The 16,391-nt window shown below is 29.8% G+C and carries 17 protein-coding genes; 9 read left to right on the top strand and 8 right to left on the bottom strand.

What is annotated here, in order from left to right; translation table 11 throughout:
* Positions 1-95 precede the first annotated feature (95 nt).
* The 3 genes from L8V88_RS00520 (at position 96) to acpS (ending at position 1,700) form a co-directional block, all read left to right on the top strand.
* Positions 96-734 (top strand): transcriptional regulator, encoded by a 639-nt coding sequence (locus L8V88_RS00520; protein WP_263724401.1) that lies wholly within the window; start codon positions 96-98, stop codon positions 732-734.
* A gap of 64 nt (positions 735-798) precedes the next feature.
* Entirely contained in the window at positions 799-1,344 is a 546-nt protein-coding gene (gene fliL, locus L8V88_RS00515; protein ID WP_404842191.1) for a flagellar basal body-associated protein FliL, read from the top strand.
* Entirely contained in the window at positions 1,344-1,700 is a 357-nt protein-coding gene (acpS, locus tag L8V88_RS00510; protein ID WP_039617490.1) for a holo-ACP synthase, read from the top strand. Before fliL ends, acpS begins: the two co-directional genes overlap by 1 nt.
* 10 nt (positions 1,701-1,710) lie before the next feature.
* On the opposite strand, the gene fabG is transcribed toward acpS, so the two are convergent.
* Both fabG and gpmI read right to left on the bottom strand, forming a co-directional pair.
* The gene (gene fabG, locus L8V88_RS00505) at positions 1,711-2,454 is read right to left on the bottom strand and encodes a 3-oxoacyl-ACP reductase FabG (protein WP_263726352.1); all 744 of its coding nucleotides are present in this window, start codon (positions 2,452-2,454) and stop codon (positions 1,711-1,713) included.
* Positions 2,455-2,468: 14 nt separating this feature from the next.
* A complete protein-coding gene (gene gpmI / locus L8V88_RS00500) occupies positions 2,469-3,947 on the bottom strand; it encodes a 2,3-bisphosphoglycerate-independent phosphoglycerate mutase (protein WP_263726351.1) in 1,479 nt (492 codons plus the stop codon).
* 78 nt (positions 3,948-4,025) lie between these two features.
* Between gpmI and mraY the strand changes: the two genes are divergently transcribed.
* On the top strand, positions 4,026-5,084 hold the full coding sequence (gene mraY, locus L8V88_RS00495; protein ID WP_214125069.1) for a phospho-N-acetylmuramoyl-pentapeptide-transferase: 1,059 nt from the start codon (positions 4,026-4,028) through the stop codon (positions 5,082-5,084).
* Positions 5,084-6,283 carry a UDP-N-acetylmuramoyl-L-alanine--D-glutamate ligase gene (gene murD / locus L8V88_RS00490; protein WP_263726350.1) on the top strand — a complete coding sequence of 400 codons (1,200 nt, stop codon included), beginning with the start codon at positions 5,084-5,086 and terminating at the stop codon, positions 6,281-6,283. Before mraY ends, murD begins: the two co-directional genes overlap by 1 nt.
* Here murD and L8V88_RS00485 read toward each other — a convergent pair.
* Complete coding sequence (locus L8V88_RS00485) at positions 6,275-7,138, bottom strand: LysR family transcriptional regulator (protein ID WP_263726349.1); 864 nt, start codon at positions 7,136-7,138, stop codon at positions 6,275-6,277. The genes murD and L8V88_RS00485 overlap by 9 nt on opposite strands.
* A 106-nt stretch (positions 7,139-7,244) precedes the next feature.
* Here L8V88_RS00485 and L8V88_RS00480 point away from each other — a divergent pair, with 106 nt between their 5' ends.
* Positions 7,245-8,282, top strand: coding sequence for a YeiH family protein (locus L8V88_RS00480; RefSeq protein WP_263726348.1), 1,038 nt, complete (start codon positions 7,245-7,247; stop codon positions 8,280-8,282).
* Between the two features lie 132 nt (positions 8,283-8,414).
* Complete coding sequence (locus L8V88_RS00475) at positions 8,415-9,017, top strand: BspA family leucine-rich repeat surface protein (protein WP_263724394.1); 603 nt, start codon at positions 8,415-8,417, stop codon at positions 9,015-9,017.
* Between the two features lie 12 nt (positions 9,018-9,029).
* Here the strand turns inward: L8V88_RS00475 and L8V88_RS00470 are convergent, their stop codons facing one another.
* Genes L8V88_RS00470 through prfB form a run of 3 tightly spaced genes read right to left on the bottom strand, consistent with a single transcriptional unit; the run spans position 9,030 to position 11,675 of the window.
* Positions 9,030-9,719, bottom strand: coding sequence for a potassium channel family protein (locus L8V88_RS00470; protein WP_263726347.1), 690 nt, complete (start codon positions 9,717-9,719; stop codon positions 9,030-9,032).
* Complete coding sequence (locus L8V88_RS00465; protein WP_263674884.1) at positions 9,719-10,555, bottom strand: universal stress protein; 837 nt, start codon at positions 10,553-10,555, stop codon at positions 9,719-9,721. The genes L8V88_RS00470 and L8V88_RS00465 overlap by 1 nt, the downstream gene beginning before the upstream one ends.
* A 19-nt stretch (positions 10,556-10,574) precedes the next feature.
* A complete protein-coding gene (gene prfB, locus L8V88_RS00460) occupies positions 10,575-11,675 on the bottom strand; it encodes a peptide chain release factor 2 (protein ID WP_263688283.1) in 1,101 nt (366 codons plus the stop codon).
* 77 nt (positions 11,676-11,752) lie between these two features.
* Here prfB and rimO point away from each other — a divergent pair, with 77 nt between their 5' ends.
* On the top strand, positions 11,753-13,069 hold the full coding sequence (gene rimO / locus L8V88_RS00455; protein WP_263726346.1) for a 30S ribosomal protein S12 methylthiotransferase RimO: 1,317 nt from the start codon (positions 11,753-11,755) through the stop codon (positions 13,067-13,069).
* A complete protein-coding gene (tilS, locus tag L8V88_RS00450; RefSeq protein WP_263726345.1) occupies positions 13,059-14,021 on the top strand; it encodes a tRNA lysidine(34) synthetase TilS in 963 nt (320 codons plus the stop codon). The genes rimO and tilS overlap by 11 nt, the downstream gene beginning before the upstream one ends.
* On the opposite strand, the gene L8V88_RS00445 is transcribed toward tilS, so the two are convergent.
* Together L8V88_RS00445 and L8V88_RS00440 are read right to left on the bottom strand one after the other, a co-directional pair.
* Positions 14,002-15,369: a phosphomannomutase/phosphoglucomutase gene (locus tag L8V88_RS00445; RefSeq protein ID WP_263726344.1), complete on the bottom strand. Its 1,368-nt coding sequence runs from the start codon at positions 15,367-15,369 to the stop codon at positions 14,002-14,004. The two genes, tilS and L8V88_RS00445, sit on opposite strands and share 20 nt — an antisense overlap.
* Position 15,370: 1 nt before the next feature.
* A complete protein-coding gene (locus L8V88_RS00440) occupies positions 15,371-16,375 on the bottom strand; it encodes a GGDEF domain-containing protein (protein WP_263726343.1) in 1,005 nt (334 codons plus the stop codon).
* Positions 16,376-16,391 lie beyond the last annotated feature (16 nt).

Here is a 16,391-nt window from a genome sequence, read left to right as displayed (position 1 = left end):
TTATTTTTATTTTGTATTAAAATTGTTAAAAAATAAGAATAAGCATTCTTATTTTAAATATTTTTACTACAAAATTAATAAAAAAAGGAGAGCTTATGGATAAGGAAACAAGAACTTATTATATTAAATTAGTTAAATTTCTTGCAGAAGCCTTGGGTAGAAATTATGAAATAGTCTTGCACGATGTAAGCGAAGATGGAGCTAATATAGCAGAAATAGCTAATAACCATATTAGTAAAAGAACTATAAACTCACCTCTAACTGGTTTTGCTATTGAAATGATTAAAAATAAAATCTATTTAGAGCGTGATTATATAACACATTATAAAACCTCGGCTAAAAGCTCACAAGTAATGTCAGGCTCTACTTTTTTTATCAAAAAAGATGAAAAACTTGAGGGTTTGCTTTGCATTAATCATGATACTTCAGCATTTAAAAAAATCTCTGATGAAATTTTAAATCTTGGAAATATTTATGATAATTCTTATGAAAGTCCTGAACAAGAAAATAAAGAATATATAAAACTTGATCTAGAAGAAATCATTGAAGATATTTCAGGTATGGATATAGAAAGTTTTAAAAATAAAAGTTTAAAACCAAAAGAAAAGCAAAAAATGATAGCTAGTTTATATGAAAAAGGCGTATTTAATGTAAAAGGTGTTATTCCTAAGGTTGCTGAGCTTTTGAGTATTTCAGAGCCTAGTGTTTATAGACATTTACAAAAGATTAAATAATCATAATTTAAAAAAATTATAATTTTTGATACAATAACACTTTAAATTTTATAAAAGGAAAAATATGGCTGATGATATGATGGATGAACAAGGCGAATCAAAGAAAAAAGGTGGCAATACTTTAGTAATTATTATCGTTGTATTTTTATTTGTATTTTTACTTGTAATTGTAGGAGCGATTGCTTATTTAATGTTTAGTGGTGGTTCTGAAGAAAATCCTGCTCCGCAAGCTGAAGAAAGCGCACAAGTTGCACAAGCTCCTAAAAAAACAAATGCAGTAGCAGCTAGAGGGAGTGATTATGCAAATATTGGCGTGATGTATCCTTTAGCACCTTTTACACTAAATTTATTAAGCGATGGTGGATCAAGATATGTAAAATGCACCATTCAACTTGAACAAAATGTTGAAACCCTAACCCCTGAACTTGATAAAAAAGTTGCTATTATTAGAGATATTATCATTAGAACTTTAACTTCAAAAACCTTTGAAGAAGTAAGCACCACAAAGGGTAAAGAAAGATTAAAAGATGAATTAACCGGTAAAATCAATGAGGTTTTAACTGATGGTTTTATCAAAAATATTTATTTTACTGACTTTGTAGTATCTTAATGATAGGCTGTGACATAGTCGTATGCTCTCGCATAGAAAAAATTTATGAAAGACACAAAACGCTTTTCTTGGATAAATTTTTATCCAAGCAAGAGCAAAGTTATATAAAAAATACCAACACTCTAGCCGGATTTTGGGCTATTAAAGAAGCTGCTTCTAAGGCTTTGGGGGTTGGAATTTCTAAAGAATGTTCTTTTTTTGACATCATCATCTCTAAAGATGATAAAAATGCTCCACATATTAGTTTTTCTCAAAAAGTCATGCAAGAATTTAATATAAAATCAGCAAGTGTAAGCGTAGCGCATGATGGGGGTTTTGCTATAGCAGTAGTGGCTATAGAAACTAAGCAAGGTTAAAACCTTGCTTTTACATATAAAGCCCACCGTTGACTTTTAAAATTTCCCCTGTGATATAAGAAGAATGATCACTTAATAAAAACGCCACAGCTTGAGCTACCTCACTTGCATCTGCAAAACGTTTTAAAGGGATATTGTTAATATAATTTTGTTTTATTTCATCACTTAAAACTTCAGTCATATCACTTTTTATAAAACCTGGGGTAATGCAGTTGTATCTTATATTTCTTGCTGCACCTTCTTTAGCAAAAGATTTTGTTAGTGCTATCATACCGCCTTTACTAGCACTATAATTAGTTTGACCTGCATTTCCCATTTCTCCAACTATAGAAGCAATATTTACAACCGCGCCAAAACGCTTTTTACTCATAGTTTTTAATGCCTCTCTACAACCTAAAAAGCTTGAATTTAAATTAGCATTAATCACTAAAGAAAAATCATCCATACTCATTCTAAGCGCTAATTTATCATTAGTAATACCTGCATTATTAACTAAATAACTAAGCTCACCATCACTTTCTACTATAGTTGCAATAGCACTTGTAAATTCTTCTTCAACACTTGCATCAAATTTAATCACAGCTGCAGTGCCACCACTTTTTTCTATCTCTTCTTTTAACGCATCAGCAAGTTCGGGCTTACTTCTATAATTAATCCAAACTTTTAAACCATGACTTGCTAATTCTTTGGCTATTGCTGCACCTATACCTTTACTTGCACCTGTTATTAAAACATTTTTTCCACTAAATTTCATTGTTCTCCTTTAAATTAAAATAAAGCCTCATCCATTTCTTTTGGGATAGGTAAGTTTAAAATTTTAAGCACACTTGGTGCTATATTGCTAAGCCCCATGCCTTCTTTAAGCTTTTCTACCCCTTTAGCTTCTACAAAGGCAAAAACATCAAAGGTTGTGTGGTTAGTAAGCATATTTTCATTTTCATCCCTCATTGCTTCACAATTTCCATGATCTGAAGTAATAATAAAAGCATAATCATGCTCCCTTGCTTTAGCAATAACCCTACCCAAGCACTCATCCACACATTCAACCGCACTAATTGCAGCTTCAAAATCACCCGTATGTCCTACCATATCACCATTTGCAAAATTGACTACGATAAAATCCATACCATTTTCTACACCCTTAATCACCTCATCTGCGACTTCTTTAGCGCTCATTTGAGGTTTTTCATCGTATGTTTTTACCTTAGGACTTGGAATTAAAACTCTTGTTTCATTACACTCTAATTCTTCTTTTCCCCCATTAAAGAAAAAGGTTACATGAGCGTATTTTTCTGTTTCAGCTGTGTGAAGTTGGCTTAAATTTGCATTAGCTATCACAGAAGCTAAGGTATTATTTAATTCTTCTTTTTCAAACATCACAGGTAGTTTAAAACTCTCATCATACAAACTCATAGTAATAGCATTTTTTACAAGTACTTCTTTTGGAAATTCATTAAAACTTTCTTGAGTTAAAGAAGCGACTAATTGACGCATTCTATCATTTCTAAAATTGATAAAAATCACACCATCTTCAGCCTTAATCCCATCAAAGTTTTGACTAATAACTGGGGTTAAAAACTCATCTGTGATATTTTCATCATAGCTTTTTTGTATAAATTGTACAAAATCATCACACTTTGGTGCCTTGGCAAATAAAGCATCATAATAAGACTTAACCCTATCATAGCGCTTATCTCTATCCATAGCATAAAATCTTCCCGATAAAGAAGCAAAATTAACCCCTTCTTTTTCGCAAAATTCCTGTAAAGATTTTATAAATTCTAAACCTGAATTTGGAGGACAATCTCTACCATCACTAATTGCATGCGCAAAAACTTCTTTATTTTCTTGCTTACAAATTTTTAAAAGCGCATTAAAATGTGTATGCATAGAATGCACCCCGCCATCACTATAAAGCCCTATAATATGCACTCTTTTGCATTTTTGTAATAAATCTTTTAAAGCCTTATTATCTTTTAAAGTATCATTTTCTATGGCTTTATTTATCTTGACTAAATTTTGATAAATTATGCGTCCACTACCTATACACATATGCCCTACTTCGCTATTGCCCATTTGACCTTCAGGTAAGCCAACTGCCAAGCCACTTGTTTTTATCAAAACATTAGGGGTATTTTCAAAAAGCTTATCATAAGTTGGCTTTTTAGCATGAAAAAAAGCATTATAGTTTGAATTTATATTATGTCCTATACCATCTGTGATTATCAAAATACATTTTTGACTCATTTTTTACTCTTTTTTATAATTTATTTATGTGATTTTACTAAAATTATGCTTTTAAAAAACAAATACAAGGTTAAAATTTTGCTTTATCTTACAGAATATACAAATTATATGTTTTTTTCTTATATTAGCGTGCGTGCTGGTTTTGCATTTTTTATCGCTTTGTTTTTGAGTTTGTATTTAATGCCAAAATTTATTAAATGGGCTCAAAATAAAAAAGCAAATCAACCTATTTATGAATACGCTCCACAATCACACCAAGCTAAATCTCATACCCCTACTATGGGTGGGCTTGTTTTTATCTTTGCTACTATCATAGCAAGTGTTTTAAGCGCTGATTTAAATAATAGTTTTGTAATCGTTGGATTATTATGTTTGGTATTATTTTGCACTATAGGTTTAGTGGATGATTTGGGTAAAATTTTAAAAAAAGACAATCATGCAGGGCTAAGCCCAAAAATGAAGCTTCTAGGGCAATTTAGCGCTGCTTTTATCTGTGTTGGATTATTATATTTATTTGATATAAATACTGAATTTTATTTACCTTTTTACAAACATGCTATATTTGATGGTGGTATGTTTATGTTGTTTTTATGGATTTTAGTCATTGTATCAAGCTCTAATGCTGTAAATTTAACCGATGGGCTTGATGGTCTTGCAACTGTGCCTTCTATATTTTCTCTTTTAAGCCTTGGCGCTTTTTTGTATTTAAGTGGAAATGCTATTTATAGTTCTTATTTATTTTTACCTAAAATTCAAGGTCTAGGAGAACTTGTGGTGCTAAGCTCAGCTTTGGTTGGCGCGCTTATGGGATTTTTGTGGTATAACTGCTATCCTGCACAAGTTTTTATGGGAGATAGTGGGAGTTTAAGTATAGGGGCATTTTTAGGCTATCTTGGTATAGTAAGTAAAAATGAAATTTTACTTTTACTTATAGGTTTTGTATTTGTTTTAGAAACTATTTCAGTGATTTTACAAGTAGGAAGTTTTAAAATCTTTAATAAAAGAGTATTTAAAATGGCACCTATTCATCATCATTTTGAAAAAATAGGTTGGGTGGAAAATAAAATCATCGTGCGTTTTTGGATGATAGCCTTACTTGCAAATATTATTGCATTAATTAGTATAAAGTTAAGATAATGAAAATTTCACTTTTTGGATACGGAAAAACAACTAAAGCTTTTGCGCAGCGTTTTGGAAATTGCGATATTTATGATGATCATTTTACAAGTATAAGTAAAGATGAATTTGGCAATACACTTTTACCACCTTGTAAATTTGATCCTTTAAAAAGTGACTTAGAAATTCCAAGTCCTGGTTTTCCAAGTGATCATTCTCTCATACAGCAAGCAAGAAATTTAAGTAGCGAGTATGATTTTTTTTACGATGGTATGCCAAAAAGCGTTTGGATAAGCGGAACAAATGGCAAAACCACCACCACTCAAATGACACATCATCTTTTAAAACATATCAATGCACAAATGGGAGCAAATATAGGAACTCCTTTAGTACAAATGGACGCTAATGCTAAATTATGGATTTTAGAAAGCTCATCTTTTTCACTTTTTTACACCAAAGTAGCTAAACCTGAAATTTATGCACTTTTACCTATCACACCTGATCATCTTTCTTGGCATAAAAGCTTTGAAAATTATGAGCAAGCAAAGCTTAGCGTGCTTGAAAGAATGAATGAAAATGATGTGGTAATTTTACCTAAAAAGTATGAGGCTTATCCAACTCATGCTTATGTTATAAGCTATGAAGATGAGCAAGATTTAGCTAAAAAAATGCAAATTGACTTAGAAAAAATTCATTTTAAAACCCCATTTTTACTTGATGCACTTATTGCTTTAAGTATAGAAAAAATCATACTAGATCGTTGCTCTTATGAGCTTTTAAATGAGTTTAAAATAGAAAAAAATAAACTTGAAGAAATATTTGATCATAAAAATAGACTTTGGGTAAATGATACTAAAGCAACTAACCTTGATGCTAGTTTAGCTGCTCTTAAACGCTATAAGGATAAAAAAATTCATCTTATCATAGGTGGGGATGATAAGGGAGTGGATTTAAGTGCTTTATTTACTTTTATGAAAGAGCTTGATATAGAACTTTATGCCGTAGGAAAAAGCACTAATAAAATGCTTGAATATGCTAAAAATGCTAATTTAAAAGCACATTTTTGTGAGTTTTTACCCAAAGCAGTAGAAAAAATCAATCAAAACTTAACTAATGATGAAGTAGCCCTGCTAAGCCCTGCTTGTGCGAGTTTAGATCAGTTTAAATCTTATGAAGAAAGAGGGGAGCTTTTTAAAAAATGTATTCAAGAGCTAAACTAAATCTTTTTGAACGCAAAGTTTTAAAAACTCACATAAATTTATAAATTTCTTGCTTGGTTCTTTATTTTTATGATAAATCAAGCAAAGCTCTCTTGAAATTTTAAAATTTTTTAATCTTACTTCAAATAAACTTTTAGCTTCAAGTTCTTCTTTAACACTAAATTTAGGTAAAACTGCTAAAAAATCACCTTTTTTAATCAACTCTTTTATCATAGCAGTTGAGTTTAACTCATAAGCTAAATTAAGCTTTATATCTTTAGGTAAAGCATTTAAAAACACTTCTTTTGCACCTGAACCTTGCTCACGACTTAACCATTTAAAATCCTTTAACTCATCTATGAAAAATTCTTTTTTGAAGTCATTTTTACTCACAACAATAAGCTCATCATCACAAATTTTAATCTTTTTTATATCCTTATCTTTGCAAATCCCTTCAATCAAACCTATGTCAATTTCTTTATCTAAAATATCTTTGATAATATTTTGACTATTATCCAAAGATAAATTTAATTTGATATTTTCTGCCTTTTGATCTAAAAAAGATCCTAGTAAATAAGTACCTACATTTTGACTAACTTTCATACTTATTTCATAGCTTTGATCATCTTGCATTGCTTTTTCTATGCGCTCAAATTCTAAAATCAAAGGAGTGATTTGTTTTAAAAAAACTTTTCCTTTTTCATTTAAGCTTAAAAATTTAGCATTTCTATCAAAAAGCTTGGTGTTTAAACTTTTTTCAAGTTCAAATATAGCTAAAGATAAAGCAGATTGAGTTATATTTAATTCTTTAGCACAAGCTCTTAAATTTAAATTTCTACACAAGGCTTGAAAATATTTTATTTGTTTAAAAGTCATAAGTACTCTTTTGATAAATATTTTTAATCATTATATCAAATAAAATTAATTTTACTTATCACAAAAAAATCATTAAGATTACAAAAAACAAAATAAGGAAAATTTCATGCATAAAAATATATATAAACATAGAAAATTTGAAGCTTTTTTACTGCTTTTTACTCTTGCTTTTTGTGCTTTTGCTATTTCTGAGCTTAATTTTTTTAAAAATCTTGGAATTTCAGCTTTAATCATAGCCGTGATTTTAGGAGCTTTAATAGGAAATTTAGCACATCAAAATGCAAATTTACTCAAAAAATCAGGAGTTTTAGGCATAGCAACAAAAGAAATTTTAAGACTTGGAATTATACTTTATGGTTTTAGAATTACTTTTAATGATTTAGAAAAAGTTGGATTAAATGGAATTTTATTAGCATTTTTAGTAGTGTTTTCTACCTTTTTTATAGGGCTTTTACTAGGAAAATTATTTAAACTTGATCTTAAAGAAAGCATACTTATAAGTAGTGGCTCAAGTATTTGTGGAGCAGCTGCTGTGATGGCAAGTGAAAGCATTGTTAAAGGTGGCTCTGCTAAAGTTGGCGTAGCAGTTTGCACTGTGGTTGTGTTTGGAACTTTGGGGATGTTTTTATATCCTTTGGCTTGGAATTTAGGCTGGTTTGATTTTTTTAGTTTAAAGCAAATGGGGTATTTCATGGGAGCAAGCTTGCATGAAGTTGCACATGCTGTTGCAGCAGGTGAAGCTGTGCAAGCAGGGGATGGCGCTGTCATAGAAAAAATGATGCGTGTTTTAATGCTAGTACCTTTTTTAATTTTTTTAAGTCTTTTTTCATTGAAATTTCTAAGCAAAAATAATGAAAAAATCTCCATTAAAGCAAATATTCCTTATTTTGCTTTGTGGTTTTTATTTGCTTGTGGTATTAGCTCACTTGAAATATTAAATACCGATTTTGCGCTTAGCTATATAAAACCAAGTATACAAACCATAGACACACTTTTGCTTTCTATGGCTATGGTAGCTTTGGGAGTAAATATCCATAAAAATATTTTAAAAAATGCAGGTTTTAAACCATTTTTGATGGCATTTTTGCTTTTTATATGGTTAATCTTTATATCAATTAACTTAATTTTCCTATTAAATTTATAATATGTTTCATAATGAAACATATTATAGTATTTTATATTTTTTTATTAATTTAATATTTATTTTTTACTACTTTATATTTAAATAGTATTATAATTGTGTTGAAAGAAAATAAATACCAAAAAAGGAGCTAACATGTTTACGCCTAAAACAAAATGTGAATTAGTTGCTCTTGTTAGAGAAGAGCTTATTGCCTTAGATGAAATCGATGTAAGCTTAATCACGGATATGTCTTATTTATTCTACTATTCTACTAGGACTAACTTTGATGGTATAGAAAAGTGGAATGTATCAAATGTTAAAGATATGTCTTATATGTTTTATTGCTGCAAAAGCTTTAATCATGATATTTCTAAATGGAATGTTAGAAATGTTGAAAACATGGAAGGAATGTTTTTTGATTGTGAATCTTTTGATCAAGACTTATCTTCTTGGAATATGTCAAATGTTAAAGATACTAAGTATATGTTTTGCAATTGTCTTAAATTTAATCATAAAGTAGAAAATTGGGATGTGCATAATGCCATTACAATGGCACATATGTTTGAAAACTGCAAACAATTTGATCAAGATTTATCAAGATGGGATGTACACAATGCTAAAACAATGGCGTTTTTATTGCACAATTGTACTAATTTTCATCATGATGTTAAAAAATTAGATATTGACAAAAACTGCAATGTTCAAAAAATACTAGGACATGAAGAAATACAAAATAAATATGCTATAAAACATTAATCGCAAGGTAAGCTATTGCTTACCTGCTTGGTTAATCCAAAGTCCCATAGCAATCACAACAATAACCTGCCCTAAAAATCCTTGAAATACGCTAAATAATCTTAACAAAGAACTAACAGGTGTTACATCGCCAAAACCTATCGTTAGCATAGTAACTCCGCTAAAATAATAACAATCAACCAAACCTTTTATTCTATTTTGAATTTGAGGTTTTAACTCATCATTTAAAGACCAAAAATTATGAATTCCTCTTATAGGTGTTTGAAACTGCACTTCTATGATTTTTTCTTGCAAATCCACAATATCTAAATTTTCATTTTTTTGAGTAGCTATTAACATTCTATTATAATTATCTACATCGCAAGAAAAATAATACAAATTCCCATACGCAAACCATATCAAAACATAAGCATATAAAATAATAAAAAATTTTTCTTTAATATTAATCTTACTACTAAAAGCAGCCCAAATACTAATAAGCAAAAACATCATCAATGCTATAGCCACCATAATAGGAATAATATTTAAAATTAAAAATAAAATTTCAGAAGTAATTTTACCTGTTGCATAAATAGCAAGTTCATCAAATAAAAAACTACAAAACAAAGGCACCATAGCAAGCAAAGTCCAAACAAAAAGAAATTGTTTGGTGCTTTTATGATAAATGCTAATATAGTGATTTAAAAGTCTATGGTGCAACATTAGCGAATCAGCAATAAAGGTTTTTTAGCCTTAGTTAAAATATCATTTGTCAAACTACCAAATAAAATACTTTTTAACCAGTGATGTGAATAAGCCCCCATAATCAATAAATCTATATCATTTTGCTCACCAAAATCAAATAAAGCTTGAGTAATCTCTCCACTTAAATGCTGAGTTTGTACATTTAAATTTGCTTCTTTAAAAATTTGACTTACTTGAGCTAATAACTCACAAGAAGCTTTTTCATCTTTAGAAACATTTACTACATAACGCTTTGCTTCTTTAAAAATAGGTCTTTTAATGGCTTGCTCTATAGCCTTTTTAGCTAAATTACTCCCATCATAAGCCATCATCACACTTTTAATCTCTTTAAAAGCAGAATTTACAAGCAAAATAGGCACATTTAAAGCTCTTACTAATTCTTCTGTATGAATGCCTATTTTGTTTTTCTTACCTCCGCCTTTTAAACCTGCTATGGCTAATCTTATTTGATCATTGTATTCTTTTAAAACCTCTTCCAAATCTCCATCTCTTTGCACACTAAAGCATTCTTTTACGCCTTGTTCTTTTGCATAAGCACAAAATTCTTCTAAAATTCTTTGCCCTTTTTTGCAAAGATTTTCATTTTTTTGACTTTGCTCTTCTACCAAATCTTCAATCACACATCCGCTAGCGCCTATGCCAAAACTACAAGCTAATTCAGCATTGGTAAAATTTGGTTCTATAGTGTATAAAAACATTAAAGGTAAATCTAGCTTTTTAGCTAAATACACCCCATAATGCAAACTTTCCCTACAAGGCTCTAAAACATCCACACAAACTAAAATTTTTTCCATTTAATATCCTTTTGTAGTATTAATCTTGTGCTTTTTGCGCTATTAAAACACCTTCTATGATTTTTTTAATATCCCCATCTAAGATATTATCAACCTGTGAAAAAGCTTCATTTGAACGTGTGTCTTTGACTTGTTGATAAGGAAAAAGCACATAAGAGCGGATTTGATGCCCCCAGCCTATCTCACTTTTTTCGCTTGAATTTGCTTCATCTTGTTGTCTCATAAGCTCAAGTTCATAAAGGCGTGATTTTAGCATTTTAAAGGCTGTGGCTTTGTTTTTATGTTGGCTTCTATCGTTTTGACATTGCACTACTATACCACTTGGCATATGAGTTATGCGCACTGCTGATTCAGTTTTATTAACATGCTGTCCACCCGCTCCACTTGCTCTATAATAATCAATCCTTATATCTTTTTCTTCAATTTCTATTTCAATATCATCATCAAGTTCAGGTGAAACCATCACACTAGAAAAACTCGTATGGCGACGCCCTGCACTATCAAATGGAGAAGTTCTTACTAAACGATGAATGCCATTTTCAGCTTTTAAATACCCATAAGCATTTTCACCTTTTACCAAAAAGCTCACATCCTTAAGCCCTGCCTCTTCGCCTTCTTGAAAGTCAAGTGTTTCTACTTTAAAACCTTCTCTTTCGCAAAATCTCAAATACATCCTATAAAGCATGCTAGCCCAGTCATTACTCTCCGTTCCGCCTGCTCCTGGGTGAATGGAAACTATAGCATTTTTACCATCATTTTCCCCACTTAAAAGCATAGAAATTTCAAGATTTACGATAAGATCCTCTAGCTTGTTTGCATCTTCAAATAAAGCTTCTATGGTATCTAAATCATTTTCACTATTTGCTAGATCAAAAAGCTCGCTTGCATCATTTAAAGCATTGAAAGCGTTCTCGTAGTTTTTTAATAAATTTGAAATTTTAGTTTTTTCTTTACCTATAACGCCTGCTTGTTTTACATCACTCCAAAAAGAAGGGGAATTTTCTAAATTTTCTATTTCTTTTAATCTTGCTTTTATCTCTTCAGGCTTAATAATAGAAGCGATATTTCCAACTTTGTTTTTTAATTTTTTTAAAAGTTCGCTGTATTCGTAATTATCCATAAAAATTTTCTTTCTAATTTTGATATAATTTAATCTTATAATTTTAGCAAAAAAATAAAATATTTAAAGTGAGAAATATGCCAAAACTTTTTTTAATGTCTTTAGGTTGTAATAAAAATTTAGTTGATAGCGAAATCATGCTTGGAAGATTAAGTGATTATGAAATTTGTGATGAGCCAAGCATAGCTGATGTTTTGATTGTAAATACCTGTGGCTTTATAGATAGTGCTAAAAAAGAAAGCATAAATGCGATTTTAGACTTACACGAGCAAAGAAAAAAAGATTCATTGTTAGTTGTAACAGGTTGTTTGATGCAACGCTACCGCGAGGAATTAATGAAAGAACTACCTGAAGTTGATCTTTTTACCGGTGTGGGAGATTATGAAAAAATTGATGAAATGATACTTAAAAAAACTAATCTTTTTTCAAATTCCACTTACTTGCAAGATAAAAATACCAATCGTGTAATCACAGGATCAAATTATCACGCTTTTATCAAAATAGCTGAAGGATGTAATCAAAAATGTTCATTTTGCGCTATACCAAGTTTTAAAGGCAAACTTAAATCAAGAAGCTTAGAAAGTATTATAAATGAAGTAAAAGAGCTTGTTAAAAAAGGCTATAAAGACTTTTCTTTTATTGCTCAAGATACAAGTTCGTATTTGTTTGATCAAGGTCAAAAAGATGGCCTTTTAAAGCTTATTGAAGCTATAGAAAATATCCAAGGTGTAAAGGCTGCTAGAATTTTATATCTATATCCAACAAGCATTAGTAAAGAAGTGATAGAAAAAATCATTCAATCAAAAGTTTTTGTAAATTATTTTGATATGCCTTTACAACACATCAGTGATAATATGCTTAAAATCATGAAACGCGGAGCTAATAAAGCTAAATTAATCGAACTTTTAAATTTAATGAAACAAGCTCCAAATTCATTTTTACGCACAGGTTTTATAGTAGGACACCCTGGAGAGAGTGATGAGGACTTTGAAGAATTATGCGCTTTTATAAAAGAATTTGGTTTTGATAGAATTAGTGTTTTTGCTTATTCTAAAGAAGAAGATACCGCAGCTTTTGACATGGAACAAATTCCTAGTAAGATCATCAATGCAAGATTGAAAGTGATAGAAAAAATCGTCGATGAATGTATAGAAAAAAGTTTTAATCAACAAGTTAGTAAAAAAACTTTAGCATTTTGTGAAGGTCAAAGCTCTGAAGGAGAATTTTTCATCGGTGCAAAAGATTTGCGTTGGGATAGAAATATTGATGGAGAAATTCTCATCAATGAAAGCGATTGTGGAGATTTAGAAATGGGTGAGCTTTATGAGTGTGAAATCACGCAGAGCTTAGATAAAAAACTCATTGCAAAAGCTTTAAGAAAGTTTGATGATTGATAGCAAATATTTAAATCATTTAAAGCAAGGGAAAAATCTTTTAGCATTTTCTCATGGGAGTGATTCTAGTGCTTTATTTTTCATGCTTTTAGAAAAAAATATAGATTTTGATCTTGCTTTTATAAACTACAAAACTCGCAAAAATAGTGATAAAGAAGAACAAAGTGCCAAAGAATTAGCCAAGCGTTTTCATAAAAAAATTTACATCAAAACTGCACCCAAGATAACAAAAAATTTCGAAGCTTGCGCAAGAGCTTTGCGTTATGAATTTTTTGAAGAACTTTGCAAAAATCACTCTTATGATAATCTTTTACTAGCTCATCATTTAAATGATAAACTAGAATGGTTTTTAATGCAATTTTCTAAAGGTGCAGGGCTTAGAGAATTACTTGGCTTTAAAGATATTGAAAAAAGAAAATATTTTACTATCATAAGACCCTTGCTTGAAATTCCAAAAAAAGAAATTTCAAACTACCTAAAAGAAAACAATATCACTTATTTTCATGATGAGAGTAATGATGATGAAAAGTATTTTAGAAATTTTATACGCAAAAATTTTGCTAATGAGTTTTTAAAGCTTTATCCAAATGGAGTAAAAAAGAGCTTTAAATACCTAGAAAAAGACTTAAAAGAAGAAAATATTTGTGAATTTAAAAATATTTACATTACTCATAAAGATGAAAGTTTAATCGCAAAATGTTTTAAAAAACTTGGAGTACTTTTAAGTGCCAAACAAAGACAAGAAGCTTTAAAAGGCGATGGAGTGATTTCACATAAAATAGGCATTGTTTATATACAAGAAAAAGTGTTGATTTTTCCTTTTGTAAGTTGTGAGAAAATGCCAAAAGAATTTAAAGAAATTTATAGAAAAGCAAAAATCCCTAAACTCTTAAGAGCGTATTTATACACAAAAAATATTGATATAAAAGAGCTTATGCAAGCTCTTTTATGATTTCTTCAAAAAGTTCTTTTACCCTTGCTTCTAAAAAGTCTTTAAATTCAGCACTTGTAGCTTCGGTACGCATGATAAGATATGGACTTGTATTAGAAGCACGCAAAAGCGCCCAGCCTTCTTTAAAGGTGATTCTAACTCCGTCAATTTCATTGCAATCAAGCACATTTTCAAAAGCGTTTGCTTTTACTTTTTCTTTAAATTTTTCTATGATTTGAAATTTATTTTCCTCACTAACCTTAAGCTTAATCTCTTCACTTGCATAAAGTTTTGGCAATTCTTTAACTAATTTTTCTATATCAAAACCATTTACTAAAAGCTCTAAGGTTCTTAAAAATGCATAAATTCCATCATCATAACCAAAATATCTATCTTTAAAGAAAATATGCCCACTAAGCTCTGCTGCTATGTCGATATTTTGCTCTTTCATCATTTTTTTAATGTTAGAATGCCCGGTCTTACCCATCATGATAAAACCAAATTTAGCTACCTCATCGAAAAGATTTTTAGAACATTTTACTTCACCTAAAACTCTAGGATTTTTTATATTTTTAGCAAATAAATAGCAAAGTTCATCGCCCTTAAATACATAATCTTTACTTACGACTACTAAACGATCTCCATCTCCATCAAAAGCAAAGCCCATTTTTGCATTTTCATTTTCTTTTAACACAACTTGCAATGCGTGTAAATTTTCAAGCTCTGTTGGATCGGGCGCGTGATTTGGGAAATTTCCATCAGGATTTTCAAATAAAATTTGCGCATTAAGATTTAATTTTTCCACCAAAGGCTTTATAATCACTCCAGTAGCTCCATTTGCGCAATCAATGATGATTTTTTCTTTATAGTCCTTAAGATGTGAAAAATGTTTAGCTAAAAAGTCTATATATAAGCTTTTAACATCATAATTTTCATATCTTAAATCATCATTGATTTCAAGTTCTAAATACTCTTGCACTGTTAAAGAAAGCTTTTTCAAATCAGCACCAAAAAAACTTTCTTTATTAATCGTGATTTTAAAGCCATTGTATTCTTTTGGATTGTGTGAGCCTGTTATCATGATATTTGCATCAAAAATATCATCAAAAAACAAACTAAAATACCCCATAGGAGTTGGTGCTAAGCCTATATTGAAAACTTGCATATTAGCTTTATTTAAACCACTGATTAAATAATTAAAAAGTTCATTTGCACTATATCTTGCATCATAACCTACGCTTACCTTCTCACAACCCCTTGCTTTCATTTCTAAACCCAAAGCATAGCCTATGGCTTTTACACTTTTTTCATTTAACTCACTTGGGTAAAGCCCTCTTATATCATACTCTCTAAAAATCAAATCTAACATTTTAATCCTTTTGTCTTCTAAGTTCTAATTTTGCTTGTTTTAAACTTTCTTCTATGTTTTCATTTTTGCTTGATAAACAAAGTTTAATTTCTAATTTTGCATTTTGCTCTTTCAATTCAAAACTATATTTTTGCATAAAATTTTCAAGCATTTGAAGCTTGCTTTGTACAAAAGCCATGTTTTCATTTTCAAATACAATAATGAAATAATCCTTATCATCTTTAAAAACTCTAGCGTGTAAAGCTTTTTTTAAAATCCTAGCAAACTCATACATTATAAACTCGCCCATTTTTGAGCCTTTTTGATGATAAATTTCATTGATATTTTTTACTTCAATCAAGGCTAAATGAAAATTTTCAAGTCCTTGAGCATATCTTCTTAAGGCTTTTAAATTTGGCAAATTGGTTAAAGTATCAAAAAAGGCTATTTTATAAGCTTTATATGCTAAAAATCCTATCAACACTAAAGAAGCAAATTCATAATAACCCAAATCAACATTATTATAAAATAAAAATTGCACGCTCAAGCCCATATAAGCTAGCAAAAAATGAAAATCATTGTTTTTAAAATACGAAAATAATAAAAATATCATTCCCACCCAAAACACACAAAAGCTTAACTCACTAATAGGCTTAAAAAATTGCGTTGAAAGGCCAAAAATTTCACTTGTAATGCTTGCATTAAAATTAGTACTTGTGCTAAGTATTAACGCTACAAAACCCATGAAGGCTAAATACGCAAATTTAATGAGATTAATTCTTTCAAACACAAGTTTGCTATCTTGTAAAAACACAAAAAGCACAAAAGAAAAAGGTAAAAATACCGAGATAAACAAATGCGCTTGATATTCACTTGCTACTAAAGATAAAGCCCTAGCACATAAAATTAATAAAAGTAAGAAAAAAATCTTATTTTGCTTAAAAAAATAAGCTAAAAATAAAGCTAAGATATTAAAAACCAAAGTCATACTAGGCAATGTTTTTAACAATAAATACGAAAAATCCAAAATAATAAACCTTTTT

The organism is Campylobacter sp. IFREMER_LSEM_CL2101 (genome assembly GCF_025771825.1).
In the GTDB taxonomy this organism is placed as follows: Bacteria; Campylobacterota; Campylobacteria; order Campylobacterales; family Campylobacteraceae; genus Campylobacter_D; species Campylobacter_D lari_C.
The sequence above is the reverse complement of the archived record's forward strand: the minus strand, read 5'-3'. Positions and strand labels throughout refer to the sequence as shown.